The organism is Embleya sp. NPDC059213, from assembly GCF_042754445.1.
Classification (GTDB): domain Bacteria; phylum Actinomycetota; class Actinomycetes; order Streptomycetales; family Streptomycetaceae; genus Embleya.
This window is the reverse complement of sequence record NZ_JBHZAV010000019.1, coordinates 40,439-63,875: the sequence shown is the minus strand read 5'-3', so window position 1 is coordinate 63,875 and position 23,437 is coordinate 40,439. Positions and strand designations below refer to the sequence as shown.

The window sequence follows — 23,437 nt, the reverse complement described above, 5'->3', positions numbered from 1 at the left end:
GGAACGGGGAACGGTGGTCATGGAAGCACTGCGCGACGGGGATCCGACGCGGCTCGGGCCGTATCGGCTGCGCGGCCGGCTGGGTGAGGGCGGGATGGGCGAGGTCTTCCTCGGCACGTCCCCGAGCGGGGTTCGGGTCGCGGTCAAGACCGTGCGTCCGGAGTTCGCGACCGACCACGGCTTCCGGGACCGGTTCCGGCGCGAGATAGACCTCGCCCGGCGGGTGGACAGCGCCTGGACCGCGCCGATCGCCGAGGCCGACCCGGATGCGCAACCGCCGTGGCTGGCCACCGAATACCTGACCGGGCTGTCGTTGTCCGAGGTGATCGCCCGGTACGGTCCCCTGCCCTGGGGCGCGGTGCGCGTGCTGGGGGCGCAGTTGGCCGAGGCGTTGATGGCGATCCACCGCGCGGGCCTGATCCATCGCGACCTCAAGCCGTCCAACGTCGTGCTCGGCCGGGATCGGCTGCGGGTGATCGACTTCGGCATCTCCCGTGCGGTGGACGACGGCGGCCAGGGACTGACCGGAACCGGACGGGTGGTCGGATCGCCCGCCTTCATGTCGCCGGAGCAGGCGGGCGGGCGCACGCTCGGGCCGGCGAGCGACGTGTTCTCGCTCGGTTCGGTACTGGTGTACGCGGCCACCGGACACGGGCCGTTCCATCGGGATCCGCCGGTGCCGCGGTTGCAGATGATGTTGCGGGTGCTGCGCGACGAACCGGCGCTGGACGAAGTACCGGACATCATCCGGAACTTGCTCGCCGAGTGCCTGGACAAGGAGCCGACCCGGCGACCCGAGCCGATCGCCGTGCTGGAGCGCTGTCTGGGCGGCGGCGAACCGCCGTCCACCACATCGTGGTTGCCGGCCGGGCTCGCGGCCGAGCTGGAGCGGCGCCACCTGCACGATCCGGCGGCGCCGGTCGAGGTGGCAAACGAGATGCCGGAGCCGCCTGCTCGGACCCCGGTCGGCGGAACGGACGACGGCGCATCCACCGCGACGAGCCGGCCGGCGTCGGGCGGTTCGAACGGCACGGGCGGATCGGGCGCGCTTGGTGGGCCGGGTGGGCCGGGTGGGCCCGTTGAGCCGGGCGGACTTGGCGCGCCACCGCCGCAGCCGAGCCTGCCGCCGACCGTCGGCAGCCCGGATCCGCCGCTCGGGAAGCGGGCGTTGGCCCGCCGCACCTTCCTGTTCGGCGGCGGCGCCATCGCCGTGGCCGCGGCGGGTGGCGGCATCGGCTGGATGTTGATGGGCGACGAGGCGGATCCGGGCAAACGGGTGTGGACGTATCCGGCCGGCGCTGCCGCCGGTTGCGCACTGAGCGTGCAGGGCGACCTCGTCTACCACGTCGCCGAAGGCGTGGGCGGCGGCAAGGGCCAGGTCACCGCGATCGACGCGGAGTCCGGCAAACAGGTCTGGCGCAAAGCCACCGCGGGCAGTTCGGTGTCCGCGCCGCTGACCACGAAGAAGCACGTGTTCGTCGTCTCCTGGACGGTGAACACCACGGCATCGGTCCCGGAGCCGTCCCAGCCCTCGACCTGCGTCGTGCACGCGTTCGACCCGATCAACGGCGAACAACGCTGGGTCCTGGAGTACGCGGCCCGCTGGGTCAACCTGCCGGCGGCCCTGGACGGCGAATTGTTGTACCTGGGCGTCGCCGAGGAGAACTCGTTCTCCACCGGCCCCGGCCGGATCGTCGCGATCGACGCGACCACCCACCGGGAGGTGTGGAAGGCGGACATGTCCAGGGACACCGGTTTGCCGGCCACGCCGGTGTTCGCCAACGGTCTGGTCCATGTGTTCGCCGAGCCCCGGAACAGCTCGAACCCGGCGGTGATCCGCGCCTACGACCGCAGCGGTACGCCCAAGTGGGAGATCCCGTTCAAGGACTGCCCGTGGGGTCGCGACGTGGTGCCGGCCGGCGACCGGGTGCTCGCGCTGGTGACCTCGGGTCGGAGCAACGGCCAGTACACCTGGCAGCGCTACGCCCGCGACGCGACCACCGGCGCCGCGGTCTGGGGCCCGATCCCGGTCAAGGGCGGAGCCACCGGCGGTCTCACGCTCGCCGGCGACACCGCGTTCCTGGTCTACGAGGGGGCCGACGACACGGCCCGGTCGGGTGTGGTGGCGGTGGATCCGCTCACCGGCGCACAGGTGTGGAAGTACGAGATGGAGACCCGCAACGTCAGCGGGATCACCCGGGTGGGCGACACCGTCTACGTCGCGAGCCACCCCTCCAAGGCGCAGGCCGGCGTACCGCCCACCGCCTCGGGCACCGCGCCGCCCACGAACGGGCCGGCCACGTCGGTGGCCAAGGGCGCGGTTCACGCGCTGGAGGCGAAGACCGGCAATCTCGTCTGGAAGCGCGAAATGCCGTCCCGCGGCGCGCTGGAGACACCGGTCGTGGCGGACGGCAAGGTATACGTCGCGATGGACGCGACGTCGAGCAATGCGAGTGGCGACGACGCCGCGCACCTGTTCGCGCTGACGGAGAAGACCGGCGAACCGGCCTGGCAGGTCGTCCTGCCGGCGCCGGTGTCGTCCCGGGTGGTGTCGGCGAAGGGCAACGTCTACCTCGGGCAATGGCAGCGCCCGGACACCCCGAAGCCGGAGGCATCGGTGGTCGCGTACGAGGGGTGAGCCCGGAGGGGGCTCGGGCGGGCGGCCCGGGTGGGCGCTCGGACGAGCGGGCGGTCGCGCGGCTCGCGCGGCCCGGCTCGGGCGGGCCACACATGAATGGGCGCGAAGCGGGAACGGGAACGAAGTTGTGGGCGGATCGCCCACTCCGCCCCCGCACATCCCCTGCACATTCCTTCCCCTCCCTCCCCTCCCCCTCCCCGAGACGAGGAAGCATGGCCGAGTTGGGACCTGTCGACGCCATCGTGTTGGGCTTTCCGGGCCAGCGGCTGACCTCGTCCGTACTGGAAGCGTTCGAGTCGGTCGAGGAGCGCGGCGACGTGCGGTTGATCGACGCGATGATCGTGGTCAAGGACATCGCGGGCGAGGTGAGCAGCCACGAGGTCAGCGAGTTCGAGGGGCTGCGCGACATGGCGGCGGAGTTGGCCGCGCGCGAGATGTTGGGGCTGGCCGGGGACGAGGACGCCGACCAGATCGGGCAGGTCATGCCGCCCGACTCGCTCGTGGTGGTGCTGTTCGTGGAGAACATCTGGGCCCGCGAGGTGGCGACCCGAATCCGCGATTCGGGCGGCCGGTTGCTCTCCTACACCCGGTTGCCGCAGTCCGTACTGGACGACGCCGAGGAAGCGCTGGCCGGGACACCCGACGGCACCTGAAGAAAACGAATCGATTCCCGAATGGCAAAGTAGGGCAAAATATCGCAACCCACCCTACCGGTTGGCCGTCTCCACCAATGCAAGGGCCATCCCCAAGCAAGCGGAGGTCGACATGACCACCAACATTCGCCGCACGGCCGCCATCACCCTGGCCGCCGGACTCCTCCTCACCGCCGGCGCCGCCGCTCCGGCACTCGCCGCGGAGGGCTCCCCGCCCGGCGTGACCCAGACCCGACAGATCGGCGTCGTGGAGAAGGTGACCGCCTTCTACGACCAATACCTCTCGGCCGTCAACGGCACCAACCCGAACATGAACCCGACCGAGGTCCGCAACGAATTCCTCACCCCCGACCTCAACGCCCGCCTGGACCAGTGGGCCGAGGAGCACGGGGCCGACCCCGTCTTCCGCGCCCAGAACACCCCCCAGAGCCGCGACGTCCGCTACGAAGGCAGCGGCGCCGGCAGCGCCACGGTGATCGTCACCGAACACTTCGGCGACTCCACCATCGACGTCTGGTACCAAGTCCCCCTCGCCGGCGGCCGAATCACCGACCTGACGGACGCCCCGCAGTAGGCCGACGTCGGATCGAACCGAGGGAGGGCCGAGGTGATTCGCCTCGGCCCTCCCTCTTCGCGCCGCGCCCGAATCAGGCCGATTCGGTCGGGAGGCCCGCGGCGGTCCAGTCCTCGATGCCCTCGGCGTACTTGCGGATGTTGGTGTAGCCCAGACGCGTCAGCCGGTCGGCGACTTGGCCGCTGTTCGGGCAGGCGGTGTTCGAGCAGTACGTGACGATCGCCGCGTCGCGGTCGGGCAGGAGGGTCGGGGCGAGGGTGTCGACCTCGTCCCGGACCAGGGCGAGCGCGCCGGGCAGGTGCTGCTTGGCCCAGTACTCCCCACCGAGCGCGTCGACGACGGTCACGGTGCCGGCGGCGATCTCGGCGCGCAGTTCGTCCCGGGTGATGAGTGCGGTCATGGCGGTGCCTCCACCTCACAGAGAATCGGACTATAGTCCGCTTGTGCCAAGAGACGCTAACGGACCGCAGTCCGCTTCCGCAATCCCCCTGGACCTCCTCCGCACCCCACCCCCCAAGGAACGCGCCGACGCCGCCCGCAACCGAGCCGCAGTCCTGGAAGCCGCCGCACGGCTCTTCGCCGAACACGGCGTCGCAGCGGTATCGATGGACCAGGTGGCAACGGCGGCCGGAGTCGGCAAGGGCACGCTGTTCCGCCGCTTCGGCGACAAGTCCGGCCTGGCCGCGGCGCTCCTGGACGCCCGGGAGCGGGTCTTGCAGGAGGCGATCCTGCACGGCCCGCCACCCCTGGGCCCGGGAGCCCCGGCGGCGGAACGCCTCCCCGCGTTCGTCGACGCCTACCTCGACTACCTACTGGAACACCTGGACCTGATCCGCATGTCGGAAACCGCCTCCCCCGGCGCCCGCTACCGCATCGGCGCGTACCGCTTCTGGCACCGCCACGTGACGATCCTGCTGGACGCGACGACCCCCGACCCGGAACACACGGCCCACACACTCCTGGCACCCCTGGCAGCCGAACACGTCACCGCCCTGCTCCCGGAGCTGGGCCCGAAACGAATCCGCGCGGGTGCGATCCGGTCGGCTCGGGCCGCAGCGCGCCCCGAGCACCGCTGACGGGCCCCGCCGGCGCTGCGGCCGCTCCCGGCGATCCGCAGCGTCAGCGACCGACCCCCGTCGCGGAGTGCACCCGCCAACTCTCCTCGTATGGGATCCGCGTGCCCGGCGTGCCCCCCGTGTCGAGATGCGCGAGCAGACTTTCGACGTACCGGCTTTCCCCGTCCGTGCGCATCGGGGCGATCTTCGCGCCGGAGAACTTGCGCACGACGCTCGCATCGGCGTCCGTCCACAGGCGGTCGACGGCCAGCGCCAAGCGGTCGAGAAGGTACTCGAACGTCCGGTGGGAGAACTGCAGTTCCGACCCCGCAGGGGGTTCGAGGCTGGGGTGGGCCGTGAAACCGCGCAGCTTGACCAGGGCGTCGGACTCGGGAACGGACTCACCCTCCGCGACCGTCTCCAGGTTCTCCAGATGGTTCAGCCCATTGCGCAACCGCTGCGTGACGCCCTGTTCGGTGCGCTCCGAGACGCATCGCCCGACGAGTTCGGCCCCGTCGAGCGACAGCGACGCGGCGGCGAGGTACTGCCCCTGCGTCACCAACAAGCCCGCCGACGCGATGTATTCGCGCAGCACGCCGGCGGTGTACAGGTACTTGCAGCCGTACGGCGGTATCCCGTACCGCGCGGCGACCGGCGCCCAGACCTCGGCCTCACCTCGCGGCAACGCGTGCCGGGTACGGCGAATCGATGACTTCATGGCCACATGGGTACCGGTGCGCACAACCCTCGGACAACCGGATTTCTCCGCATGGCGTCCCGACCGAGTATGCGACGGAAGTTCTCGGTGTCGGTCGCGAGTTGTCCGTCGAGTACACGCTCGACTGAGGATCCGGGGTCAGTCGCCGGCGGGCCTTGGCACGGGTGGGGTCGGTTGGGTGGTGGGCTTTGCCGGTTGCCGGCGGAACAGGACCGGGGCGGCGGCCAGGGAGGCCAACAGGGTGCCGGCGCCCGCCAGTTGCAGGGCGCCCGCGCCGCCGAGGGAGGTTGCCGTCGGGCCGCCCAGGGCCGTGCCGGTCAGGTTCGCGGCGTTGAGGGCCGCGCTGGAGGAGGCGAACGCGCGGCCTCGGGTTTCCCGTGGAACGCGGGCGTGGATCAGGTTGCGGATGGCCAGGTTCTGGAGGGTGTTGGCCACGCCCGTCAGGACGAAGGCGACGAAGGCGACGGCGAGGATCGGTACGGTCGCGCTGACGAACAGGGCCCCGCCCATCATCGCCCCGGCCCCGGCCAGGACCCGGGGTTGCCAGGCCAACGGGATGCGCGCGGCCAGGAACGCGGCGGCGAGGAGCATGCCGACGGTGTGGCCGGTGACCAGCCACCCGTAGCCCGCGTCCGAGGCGCCCAGATCGTCCCGGATGAAGAAGACCCGCGCCACGTTCAGCATCGCGGTGAACACGATCGCGGTCGCCAGCGCCGGGATCGCCACCCGCAACAACCGGTCGCCGCCGAGCACGCCGACCCCCTGGCGCACCTGGCCGAGCCACCCGAGTCGAGCGTCGCCGGCGGCCGGCTCGCGGCGGATCCGCAGGACGACGAACACCGCGGCCACCACCGCGAAGGACCCCGCGTTGCCCAGCAGAACGGCCCGATCACCGACCACGGCGACCAGCACCCCGGCCAGGGCCGGCCCCGCCACGTTGCCGACCGAGCGAAACGTCTCCAGGCGCGCGAACCCTCGGGTCGTGTCCGCGTCGCCCACGATCTCGGGTACCAGGAGCTGAAGCGTCGGCGAGACCACCGCCAAACCGGCGCCCAGCAGTGCCAGCAGCACGATGGTGGCCACGACGTCCGTGGTGAACGCCAACCCGAGCGCCACCGCCGCCTGGAGCCCGGTCACCGTCACCACCAGCCGACCACTCTCCACCCGATCCGGCAACGGACCCGCCAACGGCCCGACCACGACGATCGGCAACACGCTCGCGATCACCAACGCCGAGATCACCACCCCGGACCGTCCTTGATCGTGTAATCGCAGGGTCAACACGACCATGGCCATCTGGTCGCCCATCGAGGACAACCCGTAGGCGGCGGCCACCACGGAGAGCACGACATTCGCATTCCGACGCATCCCGCGATGCTGCCGGCCGCAAAGGCCGGTCGGCACCCGCGAGATGCCCCCGACCGCCTCGGGATTCGGGGGGGCCGGCCGCGGGGCCACCCGCCGCGACCGCTCCGCTGATCGTGATGCGCCACGTGCAGCCATGCGGTCGAGCCGGCCGGCGTGTTGCCGGTGGGGATTAACCGCGGACGCGGACGATGTTGTCGCAGTGATCAAGGTGATCCACCCGCACGAACAGCAGGAGTTGACCAACATGGCGGAGCGAGCCCGTATCGGTGTGACCGGCCTGGCCGTGATGGGGCGCAACCTGGCCCGCAACTTCGCGCGGCACGGGCACACCGTCGCCGTGCACAACCGGACCTCGGCCAAGACCCGGGCGTTGGTCGACGAGTTCGGCGACGAGGGCACCTTCCTGCCCGCCGACACCGCCGAGGAGTTCGTCGCACTACTGGAGCCGCCTCGGCGGCTGGTGATCATGGTCAAGGCCGGTGCGCCCACCGACGCGGTGATCGACGAGTTCGCCGCGCTGCTCGAACCCGGCGACATGATCGTCGACGGCGGCAACGCGCACTTCGCCGACACCCGCCGGCGCGAGGCCGCGCTGCGCGAGCGCGGGATCCACTTCGTCGGCTCCGGGATCTCCGGCGGCGAGGAGGGCGCGCTGCTCGGCCCGAGCATCATGCCGGGCGGCTCCCCCGAGTCGTATGCCGCGCTCGGCCCGATCCTGGAGGACATCGCCGCGAAGGTCGACGGTGTGCCGTGTTGCGCGCACATGGGCCCGGACGGCGCCGGTCACTTCGTCAAGATGGTGCACAACGGCATCGAGTACGCCGACATGCAGCTGATCGCCGAGGCGTACGACCTGCTCGATCGCGCGCTGGGGTGGCAACCCGGCCGGATCGCCGAGGTGTTCCGGACCTGGAACTCCGGCCGACTGGAGTCCTACCTGATCGAGATCACCGCCGAGGTACTCGCGCACACCGACGCGGCCACCGGCCGGGCGTTCGTCGACGTGGTCCAGGACCGGGCCGAGCAGAAGGGCACCGGCCGATGGACCGTGCAGACCGCGCTGGACCTCGGTGTTCCGGTCAGCGGTATCGCCGAGGCGGTGTTCGCCCGGTCGTTGTCCGGACACGCCGACCTGCGCGCGGCGGCCCGGGAGTTGCCCGGTCCGACCCGCACCACGCTCGACGCGGACGCGGCCGACCGCTTCGCCGACGATGTCGAGCAGGCGCTGTACGCGTCCAAGATCGTGGCGTACGCGCAGGGCATCCATCAGATCGAGGCAGGCAGTGCCGAATACGACTGGTCGATCGATCCCGGTAAGGTCGCCGAGATCTGGCGTGGCGGCTGCATCATCCGGGCCCGCTTCCTGAATCGCATCCGGGAGGCGTACGAGGCCGACCGCAAGCCCGACTCGCTGCTGACCGCCGACTACTTCCGAAACGCGATCGCCGGCGCCCAGGACGCCTGGCGTCGGGTGGTCGTCACCGCCGCCGAACTGGGCATCCCCACCCCGGGCTTCGCCGCCGCGCTGTCCTACTACGACGGCCTGCGCTCGCCCCGCCTGCCAGCCGCGCTGATCCAGGGGCAGCGGGACTACTTCGGTGCGCACACCTACCGCCGGGTGGACCGCGAGGGTTCCTTCCACACCGAGTGGTCCGGCGACCGCACCGAGCACTCGGTCTGATCGAGGGCGGAGCCGGCCACCGGCAGCGGCCACCACACGGCCGCTGCCGGTCCGGATCACCTCACTCCCAGCGCCCCGCCAGCAGCCGCGTCATCGCGCCCGTCAACGACCCGCGCAACTGTCGACGCACCGGCGGCGTCAGGTGCCGCAGCCACAGATGCGCCGCCCGCTCACCCATCAGCCCCACGCACAACAGCGGATCCTCGAACAGGAACGCCGGCGCGTGCCAGCTCACGCACACGTTCGGATCGGGGTCCACGGCCGGCACCCGCCGGATGCCCACCGCGGCCAGCCCGGTGGCGCAGAGCAGACAGCAGCCCCCGCCGACCTCCATCGCGGTATCCGTGAACTCGCCCGATTCCAAAGGCAGTCCGTGCATCCGGGCCTGCTGGAGGCAATCCATCTCGGCGTGCAGCCCGCGCTTGGGCGAGCCCTCGAAAATCCGCCGGCCGAAGCTCATCACACAGTCCGCGTCGGGCTTGGCCGGCACCGCCCGCCCGAGCGTCTCGACCCGCCCCTCGGCGGCCCGCACCCACCCCACCCAGTCACCGGCGATCTTCGGCACGATCATCTCGGCGGGCGGTGTCTGCACCCGGCCGCCGGAAACCTTCGGACAGTACTCGCAGTGCATGGCGCCTCCCCAGGGACGACATGCCGCAAGCTAGCGTGCGCGGGGTCGAACCCGCCAGCACAAGACCGGCCGACAATCACCGGAAAACCACCACTTGTGCGGCCGAAGGGACTCGAACCCTCATATCCTCTCGGACGGCAGGACCTAAACCTGCTGCGTCAACCAATTGCGCCACGGCCGCGCGACCGACCTGCGCGACAACGCCCCGAGGTCGACCACGCCTCATGCTAGTGCCCACCGGATCGACCGGCCGGCATATATCCCCCCACGACCAACCATCCGGCCGAGCCCGAGCCGACGTCGAGTCGACCTCGAAGCCGTTCCCGAGCCGCCCCCGCGGTGGCCCGCGACGCCCGTCCCTCAGCGGATCAGCCGCCCGGTCGCCCGCCGCGCCAGCGCCAACGCGCTCTCCCGAGTCGTCCCGCCCAGTCCGAGCACCGTGCGCGTACTCAGCCCCTCCAACAGCGCGAGCAACTCCGAGGCGACCGCGTCCGGATCGTCGATCAGCAATACCTCGCGCTCCGCACCCCGGGTCAGGACGGTGACCAGGTCGGCGTGCCAGCCGAGGTCGATCTCGTCCTGCGCGACCCGCAGTTCCACGTTGCCGGCCGTCCTGGCCCACAGCTCCAGCCACAACATCCAGCGCGGATCGCGCGGGCCGACCGGCAGGTACAGGCCCAGGAACAGGTCGAGCTTGCGATCGGCCGCGACCCGGCGCGCGAGCAGCCGGGCCCGCTCCTCGCCCAACCGCTCCTCACTCCAGCGCAGCGCGGCCAGCAACAACCGATCCTTGCTGCCGAAGTAGTACAGGATGTGCCCGCCGCTGGTGCCCAGGCGCTCCGCGAGACCGGACATGGTCAGCTTGGCCAGGCCGTGCTCGGCGATCGCCGTTATGGCCTCCTCGAGCATCCGATCCTGGGCGATCCGACCGTCGCTCCGCCGCGTGGCCACCACCGACACCCGCCTTTCGATCGCGCGGCCGACCCACGACCCGCTCGCGCAAGGGCTCGACCCTATCCCGCCGGCCACGCCGACCTTGAACGACGGTCAAATTCTGGTCGGGTTCGCCACGAACTCTTGACACCTTCCTTGCTCGCAGCGCACCTTGAGTGGCGTTCAAAGTTCTTGAATGCCATTCAAGCTTCGGGTTCGGCCCGAACGCCCACGAAGGCCACACCGCACACCATGAGGAGGAGGTCCGGTGACCCTGCCCCGCACGGACTCCACGAGCGGCGCGGCAAGCGGCGACGCATCCGCCGCCCCGCGCACCACCCCCGCCGCCGACCCGCCCGGCTTCGGCCGGGGTGTCGCCTCCGACGAGCTCTTCCAGGTGGAAACCCGCGGGATCGACCCGATCCCGGACGACGAACGACACGGCAGCGCCAAGGACGTCTTCTGGCTCTGGTTCGGCTCGAACCTGTCGTTCACGTTCGTCATCAACGGCACCCTCGCGGTGATGTTCGGCCTCTCCTTCTGGGCCGCCATCGCCGTGGTGGTGGTCACCGGTCTGTCCTTCTTCGCGGTCGGTGCGCTCGGCCTGGCCGGGGTCCGCACCGGCACCGCGACGCTGGTGATCTCGCGCGCCGCGTTCGGCGTACACGGCAACTTCCCGGCCGGCCTGCTGAACTGGGTGGTCGGCATCGGATACACCATCCTCAACACCGTGGTCGGCACCTTCGCGCTCGAAGGGCTGTTCGCCAAGCTCGGCTGGGCCGGCGGCGACCTCGCCCGGGTGGTCGCGCTCGCGATCACCCTCTCGCTCACCTTCGCCGTGGCGATGTGGGGGCACGCCACCGTGCAGGCCGCCGAACGCTGGATGGCCTACGTGCTGGGCATCGGCTTCGGCCTGCTGATCCTGTTCGTGGTCCCGGGCCTGGAGACCGGAGCCGCGCCGGAGACCTCGAACAGCTTCCACGCGATCTCGCTCGCCGTGCTCGTCCTGGTCGCCGGCCCGATCTCCTACCTGCCGATGCCCTCGGACTACACCCGTTATCTGCCCCGGGACACCTCGCTGCGCTCGATCACCCTGTGGGGCGCGGCCGGCGGAATGCTCTCCTCGGTGCTGCTCGGCGTGGTCGGCGTGGCCGCCGCCACCCAGGCGGACATGACCGACCCGGTGGCCGGTGTCGCCGACCTGGTGCCGAACTGGTTCGAGGCGCTGTTCCTGCTGCTCGTGGTGGGCGGCTCGATCACCAACTCGATCCTGACCCTGTACTCCTCCAGCCTGAACCTCCAGGTGCTCGGCATCCCGTGGTCGCGCTCCAAGGGCATCCTGGTCAGCACTGCGTGCATCCTGGTCGGCTCGTTGTGGGCGCTGTTCAACGGCAACTTCACCGACAACCTGACCAGCTTCCTGTCCGTGCTCGTGGTGGTGTTCGCGCCGTGGGGCGGGGTGTTCATCGCGGACACGCTGATGCGCCGCTGCCGCTACGACGCCGACGGCCTGCACGACCTGCGCGGCGGCGCCTACCGGTATCGCGGCGGTTTCCACCCCGCCGGGATGATCGCGCTCGCCGCCGGCATCGTCTTCGCCTGCCTGACCGCCGAGTCCGCGCTGTGGACCGGCGCACTGGTGGAGACCTTCGACGGCGACTTCACCCTGCTGGGCACGGTCGTCTCCGGCGGCCTGTACTGGCTGCTCGCCCGCCGCGAACCGCAATTCGCCGAGCGCTGATCGACCCCGAAACCAACCACCCCGCACCACGTTTCCGCGCCACCCCCCTGGAGCCACCGTGTCCCACACCGCCGATCTGGTCCTGCGCAACGCCCGCCTGCACACCGTGGACCCCGACCTGCCCGAGGCCGAGGCACTCGCGGTGCGCGCGGGCCGGATCGCCTGGGTGGGGGCGGACGCCGACGCCGCGGCCTGGATCGGTCCGGACACCGTCGTACTCGACGGCGCCGGGCGGCGGGTGTTGCCCGGCTTCGTCGACGCGCACAACCACGTGCGGCTGGGCTCGGACGACGCGTGCGTGCAATTGGCGGGCGTGCGCACGCTGGCCGGCATCCACGAGCGGATCGGCACCTGGCTGGCGGCCAACCCGGACGCCGAGTGGATCGAGGCCGAGGCGTTCGACTACTCGGCGATCCCGGACGGCCGGATGCCGCGGGCGAGCGACCTGGACCCGGTCACGGGCGCGGTGCCGGCCTTCGTGCTCAGCTACGACGTGCACACCGCGTGGCTCAACAGCGCGGCGATCAAGCGGCTCGGGATCACCCGGGACAGCGACATCCTGCCGTTCGGCCGGGTGGACAAGGACCCGGAGACGGGCGAGCCGACCGGCTTCGTCAAGGACTTCGCGGTCCGCGGGCTCTCCCGTGACGGGCACCGGGCGCTGCGCGAGCTGGGTCTGCCCTGGGCCTCGGCCGACCGGCAGTACGGCCGGCTGGCCAAGAGCCTGGACGACGCGATCCGGTTCGGCATCACCACCGTGGTCGAGCCGCAGAACTCGCTCGACGACCTGGCCCTGTACACCCGTGCCCGACACGAGGGCCGGCTGCGCTCGCGCGTCGTCGCGGCGCTGTTCCACCCGCGCGGCACCACCGCGGCCGACCTGGACGAGTTCGCCGAGGCCGCCCGCACGTACGCCGACGACCGGCTGCGGGTGGGGCCGCTCAAGCTGTACATCGACGACGTGGTCGAGCCGCGCACCGCCGCGCTCCTGGAACCGTACCGCGGGTGTGCGCACCACCGGGGCGAGACGTTCTACCCGGCCGAGGAGTTCGCCGACCTGCTGGCCGAGCTGGACGGCCGCGGCTTCCAGTGCTTCGTGCACGCCACCGGCGACCGGGGCATCCGTACCGTCCTGGACGCGGTCGAGCACGCCCGTACGGTCAACGGCGCACGCGACGCGCGGCACCAGGTCGTGCACGTGGAATGCCTGGACCCGGCGGACGTGTCGCGCTTCGCCGAGTTGGGTGTGGTCGCCTGCATGCAGCCGAGGCACTGCGCGCCGGAGATCGCCGGACCGGGTCGGGACTGGGCGGAGAACGTCGGCGAGGAGCGCTGGCACAAGGCGTGGCCGATGCGGAGCCTGCACGCGGCGGGCGCGGTGTTGGCGCTGTCCAGCGACTGGAACGTGGCCGAGATGGACCCGATGGTCGGCGTGTACACCGCGCTCACCCGGGCGCCGCTGGCCGGCGGCCCGTCCTGGATCCCGACCGAGACGCTCGACGTCGAGACCGCGGTGCGCGGCTACACGATGGGCTCGGCGTACGCCAACTTCCTTGAGCACGAGCGCGGTTCGCTGACCGTCGGCAAGCTCGCCGACTTCGTCGTGCTCTCCCGGGACGTCATGACCATCGCCCCGGCCGACATCTTGGGCACGGTCTGCGAGATCGTCGCGGTCGGCGGCGAGATCGTGCACACCACCGAAGCCGAGCGCACCACCGAAGCCGTGCACCCCGCCTGACCGGCCCCGCCGTGCCGCCTACGGTCGCTGCGCCGCCACCAGTTCGCGGGCCTCCTCGATCGTTTCCACCGCCGGGGGCGAGCCCATCAGCGGCTTGCGCGCGGTCTCGGTCATCGAGATCGCGGCGACCAGGCCCACGACGGCCGCGAGCATCATGTAGAAGGCCGGCATGTAGTCGTTGCCCGTCCCGCTGACCAGCGCCTCGCTCACGAACGGGGTGGTGCCGCCGAACAGCGAAACCGAGATGTTGAACGAGACGGACAACGCTCCGGAGCGGATCTCGGTCGGGAACAGGGCGGGCAACGCGGCGGACATGGTGGCCAGGAAGCAGACCAGGACCAGGCCCAGGATCAGCAGGCCGATGAAGATCGGCACCAGCCGGCCGGTCTGGAGCAGTACGAAGCACGGCAGCGGCAGCACGATGAAGCCGACGCAGCCGGCGATGATCACCGGCCTACGGCCGATCCGGTCGGTCAGCGCGCCCAGCGGGTGGATCACCGCGAGCAGCACGACCATCACCACGACGATCTGCAACAGGCCGTGCGTCTCGTCGTAGCCGAGGGTGTCGGAGAGATAGGTCGGCATGTACGACAACAGCATGTAGTCGTTGATGTTGTACGCCGCGACCAGCGCGATGCAGATGATCATCGCGCGCCGCTGGCCGAGGAAGATGCGCTTGAACTCGCTCAGGGTCTCCGACCCGCTCCCGGCATCGTCGCCCTCGCCCGCCGCCGACCGTTCCAGCACCTTCGCGAACGCCGGCGACTCCTCCAGCCGCAACCGCAGATACAGCCCGATCACCCCGATCGGACCGGCCACCAGGAACGGGATGCGCCAACCCCACGACCGCATCTCGTGCTCGCTGAGCACCGCGGTCAACAGGGTGACCAGGCTCGCCGCCAGGATGTAGCCGATCAGCGTGCCGAACTCCAGGAAGCTGCCGTAGAACCCGCGCCGCTTGTCCGGCGCGTACTCGGCGATGAAGGTGCTCGCGCCGCCGTACTCGCCACCGGCCGAGAAGCCCTGGAGCATCCGGAACAGGATCAGCAACACCGGCGCCAGGAAGCCGATCGTGTCGTAGCCCGGAATCAGCCCGATGCACAATGTGCCGCTCGCCATCATCAGCATGGTGATCGCGAGCACCTTCTTGCGCCCGATCCGGTCGCCGAGCGGCCCGAAGAAGAAGCCGCCGAGCGGTCGGACCAGGAACGCGGCGGCGAACGTCGCGAACGAGGACAACGTCTGCGCGGTGTCGTTCCCGGACGGAAAGAACACCTTCCCGATCGTGACCGCCATGTAGGCGTAGATGCCGAAGTCGTACCACTCCATGGCGTTGCCGAGCATGGTCGCCCGGACCGCGGTGTCCACCGTCTTGGTGTCGACGACCGTGATGTCTTCCTCGCGCACCTGTCTCCCTCGTCCTGCGGTCGCCCCGCGCTCCAGGTTGGGGCAGACCGCCGCGCAAGACGGGGCACGACACAGGATTACGCGCAAAAAGCCCCGAATCACCCGAAGATCGGGCGAATCGGGGCCGTTCTACGGAGCTCCGAGCGGAGCGTCCGAGCGAGCTCAGGCCGCGTCGAGCTTGAGGTCCTTGATCAGCTTGGCGACGTGACCGGTCGCGCGCACGTTGTAGAGCGCCCGCTCGATCCGGCCGCTCTCGTCGACGACGAACGTGGAGCGGATCACGCCCTTGACGGTCTTGCCGTACATGGTCTTCTCGCCGAACGCGCCGTACGCCTCCAGCGTGCTCTTGTCCGGGTCGGCGACCAGCGTCACCGTGAGCTTCTCCTTCTCCCGGAACTTGCCGAGCTTCTCCGGCTTGTCCGGCGAGATGCCGACCACGTCGTAGCCCGCGCCGGCGAGCAGCTCCAGGTTGTCGGTGAAGTCGCACGCCTGCTTGGTGCAGCCCGGGGTCAGTGCGGCCGGGTAGAAGTACACGATGACCTTGCGGCCCGCGTAGTCGGACAGCGAGACGTCCTTGCCGTCGGCGTCGGACAGGGTGAAGGCGGGGGCGGTGTCGCCCGCCTGGAGGCGGTCGCTCACGAAGAACTCCTCGGATCGCTCGGCAACGTATGCCGCCACGCTAGCGCTGCCGTCCGACCGATTCGGCTCCCGAGCGCCGCGGCGCGGTCGCGCGTCCCGCAGGGGCGTCGTTCGTCAAAGCCGGGCAAAGAACGCCCCCCGTGCGCCGTTGTTGCCTCGATCACCCAATTGCGAGCCTTTTGCAGTTGCGGCCACAAGCCATAAAATCCCACAGCCGAATCCGGCATTTCGGGAGGCGTCACATGCACATACCCAACGGGTTCATCGACGGCCCGGTATCCGCGGGGGCCGGAGTCGTCGCCGTCGCCGGGATCGCCGTCGGCCTGCGCGGCGCGCGCCGGGAGCTGGACGAGCGCACCGCGCCGCTGGCCGGCCTGGTCGCGGCCTTCGTCTTCGCGGTCCAGATGCTCAACTTCCCCGTGGCCGGCGGCACCAGTGGCCATCTGCTGGGCGGCACCCTGGCCGCGATCCTGGTCGGCCCGTACACCGGCGTGTTGTGCGTGGCGGTGGTGCTGCTGATGCAGGGTCTGTTCTTCGCCGACGGCGGCCTGACGGCGCTGGGCCTGAACATCACCATCATGGGCATCGTGACCGTCGTGGTCGGCTACGGGCTGTTCCGCCTCGTGCTGGGCCTGCTGCCGGCCCGGCACTCGTCGGTGCCGATCGCCGCGTTCGTCGGCGCGCTCGTCTCGGTGCCCGCGGCGGCCTGCGTGTTCACCGTTTTCTACGCGATCGGCGGGACCACCGACGTGTCGATCGGCAAGGTGGCCGGCGCGATGATCGGCGTGCACGTGCTGATCGGCATCGGCGAGGCGATCATCACCGCGGCCACCGTCTCCAGCGTGCTCGCGGTCCGGCCCGACCTCGTCCACGGCGCTCGCGGCCTCGCGCGCCCGCTCGAACTGCGCTCGGCAGGGGGATCCCGATGACCCGCGTCCGTACTCGCACCCTGCTGATCGCGGGCGCGTTGCTCGCCCTCGTGCTGGCCGGTTTCGTGAGCTATTACGCGAGCCAAAGCCCGGACGGCCTGGAGAAGGTGTCCGCGGACAAGGGCATCGACGCCAAGGAGCAGGAACACCAGATGAAGGACGGCCCGCTGGCCGACTACACCGTCAAGGGCGTGCACAACGAGCGGCTCTCCGGCGGTCTGGCCGGCGTGATCGGCGTGGGTGCCACCCTGCTCGTCGGCACCGGCGTCTTCCGGCTGGTCCGCAAGCGTTCCACCGGCACCGACCCGGCGGGTGCCCGCACCGCCGACTCCGGCGCGGGCGACGGCGCCTGATCATGTCCGCAGGACACGGCCATCGGCTGTACCGACCCGGCGACTCGCCGCTCCATCGACTGCCCCCGCACTGCAAACTGCTCTCGCTGGTCGCCTTCGTGCTGGTCACCGTGTCCACACCGCGCGAGGTCTACTGGGCGTTCGGCGGGTATGCCGTGCTGCTCGCCGCCGTCGCCGCGCTCGCCCGGGTGCCGGCCGGCTTCCTGCTGCGGCGCATGCTCGTCGAGCTGCCGTTCGTGGGCTTCGCGCTGCTGTTGCCGTTCGTGGCGAACGGGCCGAGCGTCGAGGTGCTGGGCCTGTCGGTCAGCCGGGACGGCCTGCTCGGCGCCTGGAACATCATGGCCAAGGGCACCCTGGGCGTGATCGCCGGAGTCCTGCTCGCGGCCACCACCGAACTGCGCGACCTGCTGCTGGGCCTGCAGAAGTTGCGGATGCCACCGCTGCTGGTCCAGATCATGTCGTTCATGCTGCGTTACGGCGCGGTGATCACCGCCGAGATGGGCCGGATGCGGATCGCCCGCGAGTCCCGCGGCTTCGTCGCGCGCGACCTGCGGCAGACCCCGGCGGTGGCCAAGTCCGCCGGCGCGCTGTTCATCCGCTCCTACGAACGCGGCGAGCGGGTGCACCTGGCCATGCTCAGCCGGGGCTACACCGGGACCATGCCGGTAATCCTGGACACTCGGGCGAGCGGTGCGCACTGGGCCGCCGCCGCGGCGCTGCCGGCGGCGGCGCTCGTGGTCTGGGCGGGTGCGCGGACCCTATGAACGGAGTACCTCACGTGAGCGAACCGACCGCCGCCCCCTCGCTGGCCGTCCGCGGCCTCGCCTACGCCTACCCCGACGGCCATCAGGCGCTGTACGGCGTCGACCTGACCATCGCCCGGGGCGAACGGGTCGCCCTGCTCGGCCCCAACGGCGCCGGCAAGACCACCCTGGTGCTGCACCTCAACGGCATCCTGACCGCGGGCGCCGGCACCGTCGAGGTGGCCGGGCTGCCGGTGGCCAAGGAGCACCTGCGCGAGATCCGTCGCCGGGTCGGCATCGTCTTCCAGGACCCGGACGACCAACTGTTCATGCCCACGGTCCGCGAGGACGTCGCGTTCGGCCCGGCCAACCTGGGCCTGCGCGGCGCCGCGCTGGAGGAACGCGTACAACACGCCCTGGCCCGGGTGGGCATGGCCGGCTTCGCCGATCGCCCGCCGCACCACCTCAGCTACGGCCAGCGCCGCCGGGTCGCGGTGGCCACGGTGCTCGCGATGGAGCCGGAGATCCTGGTCCTGGACGAGCCCTCCTCGAACCTGGACCCGGCGAGCCGGCGCGAGTTGGCCGAGGTACTGCGTTCGCTCGACGTCACCGTGTTGATGGTGACCCACGACCTGCCCTACGCGTTGGAGCTGTGTCCGCGCGCGCTGGTGCTGGCCGGCGGCGTCGTGGTCGCCGACGGGACCACCCGCGAGCTGCTCCTGGATCGCGACCTGATGGCCGCCCACCGGCTGGAACTGCCGTACGGTTTCGACCCGTCGTCGGTCCCGGCCTGACCGGCTCGACCCCGTCCGCCCGCGCCACGCCACCCGGTTGACACGGGTGCGGGGCTGCACCTGACAGACTTGGGGAACACACGAGCGCAGGGGCCGGAGAGGACGGGTTGTGAGCGACCACGGGCGGGAACTGTCTCCGGCGGAGTTGGAGCGGCAAGGCCGGGCGGCGTTGGGCCGTCCGGTGACGGCACACGCTGAGCGGAGTCGGGTGGAGTCGGTGAACGGTGCGCACAAGGCCGACGGTTCGAACGCCGGGCACAAGGCCGGGGAGGCCGTCGACAAGCCGTCGACCGGCGACCAGCCGGACCGGCGCTCGCCGCAGCAGATCGAGCGGGACATCGAGGCCGCCCGGGCCAATCTGGCGGTGACGCTGGACGAGATCGTCGATCGGGTGAAGCCGGCCAACGTCGCGGCGCGCGCGAAGGACAAGGTCCGGGCGCAGTTCATCGACAGCGACACGGGCGCACCGCGCACCGAGCGGATCGTGCCGCTGGTGGGCGGGGTGGCGGGGCTGCTCCTGCTGGTCGTACTGGTCAAGAGCCGCGGCAAGGGCGACAAGAACGGCAAGGCCGGCAAGAAGCGCTGAGGTCCCGCACCGACGCCGGGCCGACCTCGCCGGGCCCGGCCGAGGCGGAATCGGATCGGGACATCACACCTCCCGGTGACGCACGTTCCGCGTCGGACGGGTAGCTTGTCGAAGCGTGAGTTCCGACAGGTCCCAGTCTTCGAGCAAAAACGCCCACGATCTCGGCGAGAAACTGCCCATCCGCATGCTGCACGACCGCGTGCTGGTCCGCCAGGACGCGGCGGAGGGCGAGCGTCGTTCCGGCGGTGGCATCCTCATTCCCGCGACCGCGCAGGTCGGCAAGCGGCTGGCGTGGGCGGAGGTGGTCGCGGTCGGCCAGAACGTCCGCACCGTCGAACCGGGCGATCGTGTCCTGTACGACCCCGAGGAGCGCGCCGAGGTCGAGGTGCGCGGTGTTCCGTACGTCCTGCTCCGCGAGCGCGATCTGCACGCGGTCGCCGCCGAACGCATCGAGGTTTCCGGCGAGGCCACCGGCCTCTACCTCTGACCGCGGACCGTCCGCCGAGAGATCCCAGAACAGCCGTCGAACGCCGGGTGGTGAGCCCTTCACCACCCGGCGGCTTCGTATGCGCGCGGTGGATCGGGCCGCCGGGATGGACCGAATCGGGTGAGCCGGCTCACTCCTGCGGGTGAACTCTTCTGCCAGGATGACCCGATCCGCACGAAGAGCCGGCCAAGAGGAGAGGGAAACAGATGCCGCGACGTCGGATCTGGATGGCGGCGCTGTGCGCGGTCGCGCTGGTGGGTTTCCTGGGCGGCGGCCTGGTCGGGGTGTTCGGTGGTGGCGGTGGCGGTGGTGGCAAGTCCGCCGCCGCGGCGACGTCGCCCGGTGCGAGCAGCCCGTCCCCCACCACCGTGGTCGGTGCACAGGTCAGTACGCCGCCGACCACCGCCGCGCCCACCTCGACGTCCCCGTCACCGTCCAGGACCGCGCCGCCCAAGTCGCCGCTGACCGTGGGCGCCCGCTACGTGCTGACCCTCGGGGACGGCCGGGCGATGGACGTGAGCGGGGCCAGCGACCGGGACCGGGCCGCGGTGATCGCGTATCCGGCCGGAGCGGGCAAGGCGAACCAGCAGTGGGTGGTGCGCGACGCGGGCGGCGGCTTCGTCCGGCTGGAGTCGGCGCTCTCGCGCAAGTGCCTGGAGGTGTCGGGCGGCCGGGACTCTCGGGCGTACCAGGACGACTGCGGACGCGGCGACAACCAGTTGTGGAAGCCGCAGGCCGACGGCTCCGGTGTGGTCCTGCTGGCCCGCAACGGCTCGGCGCTCGGGCTGGGCGAGCAGAACAAGGGCCTGCAGGGGCTGGGCCTGGTACCGGCCGGCTCGGGCGCGGTGTGGCGAGCCGCCGGCGCGTGAGCGGGCGTCGGGCGAACCGGCCGGGCCCGCCCGGCCCCGCGGCGGATGTGCTCCCCCACCGGGTGTGACCCCCTGCACGCCCGCCGCCCGGAACAGCGCGCGCCGCCCTGCGGTTGCACCTCAGAGCGATCGCGGCCACCCCACCCTCGGCGGCACGGGTGCACGGGTGCGCAATCGGGCGGGCGAGAAACGGCGAGGAAGAGGGACGCGGAGTGGACGCTGTGAAGCTGTCGGTACTGGACGTGGCCCCGGTGGGGACCGGGTATTCGGCGACCGAGGCACTGCGCACGAGCACCGAGCTGGCCCGGCGGGCCGAGCAATGGGGCTTCCATCGGTTCTGGGTGGCCGAGCACCACAACATGCCCGGCATCGCCAGCTCCTCGCCGCCGGTGCTGCTCGCCCACCTGGCCGCGCACACCTCCACCCTGCGGCTGGGCTCGGGCGGCGTGATGTTGCCCAACCACGCGCCGCTGGTGGTCGCCGAGCAGTTCGGCACGCTCCAGGCGCTGCACCCCGGGCGGATCGACATCGGCATCGGCCGGGCCCCGGGCACCGACCAGGTCACCATGCGCGCCCTGCGCCGCGGCGGTGGCGCCGAGTCGGTCGACGAGTTCCCGCAGGCGCTCGGCGAGCTGATCGGCTTCGTCACCGGGTCGTTCGCCCCGGATCACCCCTACTCGCGAATGCACGCGGTGCCCGGTCCCGCGTCGGGGATCGAGGCGGGCGGCGAGTTCGCGGCCGGCGAGGCGCCGGTGTGGCTGCTCGGATCCAGCGGCTACAGCGCCCAACTGGCCGGGGTCCTGGGCCTGCCGTTCGCCTTCGCGCACCACTTCAGCGGGCAGCACACGGTGCCCGCGCTGCGGTTGTACCGCGAGTCGTTCCAGCCGTCCGAGTCGCTCAAGGAGCCGTACTCGATGATCGCGGCCGGGGTGATCGCGGCCGACACCCACGAGCAGGCGGAGCGGCTCGCGCAGTCCCAGGCGTTGTCGATGTTGCGGCTGCGCAGCGGCAATCCGGGCCGGATGCCCTCACCGGAGGAGGCCGAGTCCTATCCGTGGACGCCGGCCGAGCGGGAGTTCGTGGCGAACTACCGACGCCAACACATCAGCGGTGACCTGGCCGAGGTGCGAGCCGGTATGCGGGAGTTGCGCGAGCGCACGCAGGTGGACGAGTTGATGGTGATCAGCAACGTCTACGGGCACGATGCCCGGATCCGGTCGTACGAGTTGATCGCGAAGGCGTGGGGGCTCATCGAGGAGTGAGCCCGGCGCCGGGCTCGGCTCGTTGTCGGGCTCCGGGCCCGGCTCGCCGGTCGGCGATTCAGCGCACCGTGACCTCGACGTGGTGCTGCCCGGTGGCACCGTCGGGCAGCACGTCCGCGGTCTTGGCGGTCTGTACCGCGCCGGTGCCGTCGGTGGCTCGGACGCGCAGGGTGTGCCGGCCCGGCGTGGCGTCCCAGCGCAGGCGGTACTGCCGCCAGGTGTCGGTGGTGGTCTGCGGCGCGAGTTCGGCGGGCTGCCACGGGCCGTCGTCGACCTGGATCTCGACCGCAGCGATGCCTCGGTGCTGGGCCCAGGCGACGCCCGCGACCGGGATCGGGCCGGCCTCGACGCTGCTCCCGTCCCTGGGGGTGTCCAGTCGCGACTGGGTCTTGATCGGGGCCTGCCGGGCCCAGCCGAGCCTGACCCAGTAGGCGCTGAACGTGTCGAACCGGGTCACCTCCAGGTCCACGAGCCACTTGCACGCGGAGACGTAGCCGTACAACCCCGGCACCACCATCCGCACCGGGAAGCCGTGTTTGATCGGCAGCGGCTCGCCGTTCATCGCGTACGCCAACATCGCGTCGCGCCCGTCCAGCACCTCGCGCAGCGGGGTGCCGATGGTCATCCCGTCCGACGAGCGGGAGACCAACTGATCGGCGCCGGGCCGGATGCCCGCCTCGCGCAGCAGGTCGGCCAGCGGGGTGCCCAGCCAACGGGCGTTGCCGATCAGGTCCTCGCCGACCTCGTTGGACACGCAGGCCAGCGTGATGTCCCGCTCGATCGCGACGCGCTCCAGCAACTGCCGGTAGTCGAGCCGGATTTCCCGGTCGACCAGGCCGTGGATGCGCAGCTCCCAGTCCTCGGCGCGCAGTTGCGGCACGGTGAAGGCGGTGTCGATCCGGTAGAAGTCGGCGTTCGAGGTCAGGTACGGGGTCAGGCCGGGTTCGAGCAGGCCGGGGCCGGCCGGGGCGGCGGGGCTGAGCGGTGTGGGCAGGTTCGCGGCGACCGCGGCCCGGGACTTCTCCGCGTTGAACCGGGCGTGTTGCAGCATCCGGCCGCCGAACCCGGTCAACGCGGCGAGCGCGGCGGCGCCGGCCACGAGCACCGTGCGGCGTGTGGTGTCCGGGGCCGGCTCGCTCACGCCGTCCTCGGGCGCGCCCGGCAGCGGGCGGGCGAGCGGGCGGCGGTCGATCAGGTCCGGCCGGGTCAGCACGACCAGCGTCAGCACCCCGAACAGCGTGCCGACCGACACCGGCGCCAGGTCGGCGGCTTCGAACGAGGGTCGGTCGGCGGCGGTCCACGCGGCGAAGGCGCCGAGCGCGAGCACCCCGGCGATCCCGTAGCGGAGCCGGCGGGCGGCGAGCACACCCAGTCCGGCGGCGAACACCACGAGCAGCACGGCGATCACGGTCAGCAGAAACGCCTTGTCGCCGGTCCCGAAGGTGCGGATCGCCCACTCGCGCGGCCCCTGCGGCGCCCGGTCGGTGACCGCGCCGCTGATCGTCACGAACGGGGTGGCCTCCGGTCGCACGAAGGCCGCGACCGCCTCGGCCACCCCGAGCGCCACCGCCGCCGAGACCACACCGACCAACGCGGCACCGGACCGACCAGAACGCCGCACAACGCCACCTCACGTCC

21 protein-coding genes, 1 tRNA gene and 2 pseudogenes are annotated in these 23,437 nt (G+C 71.3%); 15 read left to right on the top strand and 9 right to left on the bottom strand.

The features are described from left to right. Positions 1 to 19 precede the first annotated feature (19 nt). The 3 genes from ACFXMF_RS10605 (at position 20) to ACFXMF_RS10595 (ending at position 3,865) form a co-directional block, all read left to right on the top strand. Entirely contained in the window at positions 20 to 2,638 is a 2,619-nt protein-coding gene (locus ACFXMF_RS10605) for a PQQ-binding-like beta-propeller repeat protein (RefSeq protein ID WP_379987631.1), read from the top strand. 212 nt (positions 2,639 to 2,850) lie between these two features. Then, positions 2,851 to 3,291: a DUF6325 family protein gene (locus ACFXMF_RS10600; RefSeq protein WP_360307471.1), complete on the top strand. Its 441-nt coding sequence runs from the start codon at positions 2,851 to 2,853 to the stop codon at positions 3,289 to 3,291. Between the two features lie 112 nt (positions 3,292 to 3,403). After that, the gene (locus tag ACFXMF_RS10595) at positions 3,404 to 3,865 is read left to right on the top strand and encodes a hypothetical protein (RefSeq protein ID WP_360307469.1); all 462 of its coding nucleotides are present in this window, start codon (positions 3,404 to 3,406) and stop codon (positions 3,863 to 3,865) included. Between the two features lie 73 nt (positions 3,866 to 3,938). On the opposite strand, the gene ACFXMF_RS10590 is transcribed toward ACFXMF_RS10595, so the two are convergent. Then, entirely contained in the window at positions 3,939 to 4,265 is a 327-nt protein-coding gene (locus ACFXMF_RS10590; RefSeq protein ID WP_360307466.1) for a rhodanese-like domain-containing protein, read from the bottom strand. A gap of 43 nt (positions 4,266 to 4,308) precedes the next feature. Between ACFXMF_RS10590 and ACFXMF_RS10585 the strand changes: the two genes are divergently transcribed. Continuing rightward, the gene (locus ACFXMF_RS10585) at positions 4,309 to 4,941 is read left to right on the top strand and encodes a helix-turn-helix domain-containing protein (protein ID WP_360307463.1); all 633 of its coding nucleotides are present in this window, start codon (positions 4,309 to 4,311) and stop codon (positions 4,939 to 4,941) included. A gap of 43 nt (positions 4,942 to 4,984) precedes the next feature. On the opposite strand, the gene ACFXMF_RS10580 is transcribed toward ACFXMF_RS10585, so the two are convergent. Then, the gene (locus tag ACFXMF_RS10580) at positions 4,985 to 5,638 is read right to left on the bottom strand and encodes a hypothetical protein (protein WP_360307460.1); all 654 of its coding nucleotides are present in this window, start codon (positions 5,636 to 5,638) and stop codon (positions 4,985 to 4,987) included. A 138-nt stretch (positions 5,639 to 5,776) separates the two neighbouring features. Continuing rightward, the gene (locus tag ACFXMF_RS10575; RefSeq protein ID WP_379987627.1) at positions 5,777 to 7,006 is read right to left on the bottom strand and encodes an MFS transporter; all 1,230 of its coding nucleotides are present in this window, start codon (positions 7,004 to 7,006) and stop codon (positions 5,777 to 5,779) included. A gap of 244 nt (positions 7,007 to 7,250) precedes the next feature. Between ACFXMF_RS10575 and gndA the strand changes: the two genes are divergently transcribed. After that, a complete protein-coding gene (gene gndA / locus ACFXMF_RS10570; RefSeq protein WP_379987663.1) occupies positions 7,251 to 8,687 on the top strand; it encodes an NADP-dependent phosphogluconate dehydrogenase in 1,437 nt (478 codons plus the stop codon). Between the two features lie 61 nt (positions 8,688 to 8,748). On the opposite strand, the gene ACFXMF_RS10565 is transcribed toward gndA, so the two are convergent. The 3 genes from ACFXMF_RS10565 to ACFXMF_RS10555 all read right to left on the bottom strand — a co-directional run bounded on the left by ACFXMF_RS10565 (position 8,749) and on the right by ACFXMF_RS10555 (position 10,227). Continuing rightward, positions 8,749 to 9,318: a hypothetical protein gene (locus ACFXMF_RS10565; protein WP_360307454.1), complete on the bottom strand. Its 570-nt coding sequence runs from the start codon at positions 9,316 to 9,318 to the stop codon at positions 8,749 to 8,751. A 97-nt stretch (positions 9,319 to 9,415) separates the two neighbouring features. Further along, a tRNA-Leu gene (locus tag ACFXMF_RS10560) sits at positions 9,416 to 9,499 on the bottom strand. A 179-nt stretch (positions 9,500 to 9,678) separates the two neighbouring features. After that, positions 9,679 to 10,227, bottom strand: coding sequence for a TetR/AcrR family transcriptional regulator (locus ACFXMF_RS10555; protein ID WP_379987623.1), 549 nt, complete (start codon positions 10,225 to 10,227; stop codon positions 9,679 to 9,681). Positions 10,228 to 10,261: 34 nt separating this feature from the next. Here ACFXMF_RS10555 and ACFXMF_RS10550 point away from each other — a divergent pair, with 34 nt between their 5' ends. The 3 genes from ACFXMF_RS10550 to ACFXMF_RS10540 all read left to right on the top strand — a co-directional run bounded on the left by ACFXMF_RS10550 (position 10,262) and on the right by ACFXMF_RS10540 (position 13,730). Then, entirely contained in the window at positions 10,262 to 10,399 is a 138-nt protein-coding gene (locus ACFXMF_RS10550) for a hypothetical protein (protein WP_360307449.1), read from the top strand. Between the two features lie 120 nt (positions 10,400 to 10,519). Beyond that, the gene (locus tag ACFXMF_RS10545) at positions 10,520 to 11,992 is read left to right on the top strand and encodes a purine-cytosine permease family protein (protein ID WP_379987621.1); all 1,473 of its coding nucleotides are present in this window, start codon (positions 10,520 to 10,522) and stop codon (positions 11,990 to 11,992) included. A 58-nt stretch (positions 11,993 to 12,050) separates the two neighbouring features. Beyond that, positions 12,051 to 13,730 (top strand): amidohydrolase, encoded by a 1,680-nt coding sequence (locus tag ACFXMF_RS10540; RefSeq protein ID WP_360307446.1) that lies wholly within the window; start codon positions 12,051 to 12,053, stop codon positions 13,728 to 13,730. 18 nt (positions 13,731 to 13,748) lie between these two features. Here the strand turns inward: ACFXMF_RS10540 and proP are convergent, their stop codons facing one another. After that, the gene (proP, locus tag ACFXMF_RS10535) at positions 13,749 to 15,224 is read right to left on the bottom strand and encodes a glycine betaine/L-proline transporter ProP (protein WP_379987661.1); all 1,476 of its coding nucleotides are present in this window, start codon (positions 15,222 to 15,224) and stop codon (positions 13,749 to 13,751) included. Positions 15,225 to 15,299: 75 nt separating this feature from the next. Further along, positions 15,300 to 15,776, bottom strand: coding sequence for a thioredoxin-dependent thiol peroxidase (gene bcp, locus ACFXMF_RS10530; RefSeq protein WP_360307440.1), 477 nt, complete (start codon positions 15,774 to 15,776; stop codon positions 15,300 to 15,302). Between the two features lie 242 nt (positions 15,777 to 16,018). Here bcp and ACFXMF_RS10525 point away from each other — a divergent pair. The 7 genes and pseudogenes from ACFXMF_RS10525 (at position 16,019) to ACFXMF_RS10495 (ending at position 21,799) form a co-directional block, all read left to right on the top strand. Continuing rightward, positions 16,019 to 17,058, top strand: a pseudogene (locus ACFXMF_RS10525) (energy-coupling factor ABC transporter permease). A gap of 2 nt (positions 17,059 to 17,060) precedes the next feature. Then, the gene (cbiQ, locus tag ACFXMF_RS10520; protein WP_360307437.1) at positions 17,061 to 17,822 is read left to right on the top strand and encodes a cobalt ECF transporter T component CbiQ; all 762 of its coding nucleotides are present in this window, start codon (positions 17,061 to 17,063) and stop codon (positions 17,820 to 17,822) included. Then, positions 17,819 to 18,595, top strand: coding sequence for an ABC transporter ATP-binding protein (locus ACFXMF_RS10515; protein WP_360307434.1), 777 nt, complete (start codon positions 17,819 to 17,821; stop codon positions 18,593 to 18,595). The genes cbiQ and ACFXMF_RS10515 overlap by 4 nt, the downstream gene beginning before the upstream one ends. A 304-nt stretch (positions 18,596 to 18,899) precedes the next feature. Then, a pseudogene (locus ACFXMF_RS10510) lies at positions 18,900 to 19,181 on the top strand (DUF3618 domain-containing protein); the annotation flags it as partial. A gap of 184 nt (positions 19,182 to 19,365) precedes the next feature. Next, positions 19,366 to 19,668, top strand: coding sequence for a co-chaperone GroES (locus ACFXMF_RS10505; protein ID WP_052173837.1), 303 nt, complete (start codon positions 19,366 to 19,368; stop codon positions 19,666 to 19,668). A 206-nt stretch (positions 19,669 to 19,874) separates the two neighbouring features. Then, on the top strand, positions 19,875 to 20,537 hold the full coding sequence (locus ACFXMF_RS10500) for an RICIN domain-containing protein (protein ID WP_360307428.1): 663 nt from the start codon (positions 19,875 to 19,877) through the stop codon (positions 20,535 to 20,537). A gap of 221 nt (positions 20,538 to 20,758) precedes the next feature. Beyond that, positions 20,759 to 21,799, top strand: coding sequence for an LLM class flavin-dependent oxidoreductase (locus ACFXMF_RS10495; protein ID WP_379987658.1), 1,041 nt, complete (start codon positions 20,759 to 20,761; stop codon positions 21,797 to 21,799). A 58-nt stretch (positions 21,800 to 21,857) separates the two neighbouring features. Here ACFXMF_RS10495 and ACFXMF_RS10490 read toward each other — a convergent pair whose 3' ends face one another. Beyond that, positions 21,858 to 23,420, bottom strand: a complete 1,563-nt coding sequence (locus ACFXMF_RS10490) for a molybdopterin-dependent oxidoreductase (RefSeq protein WP_360307422.1) — start codon at positions 23,418 to 23,420, stop codon at positions 21,858 to 21,860. Between the last annotated feature and the right edge of the window lie 17 nt (positions 23,421 to 23,437).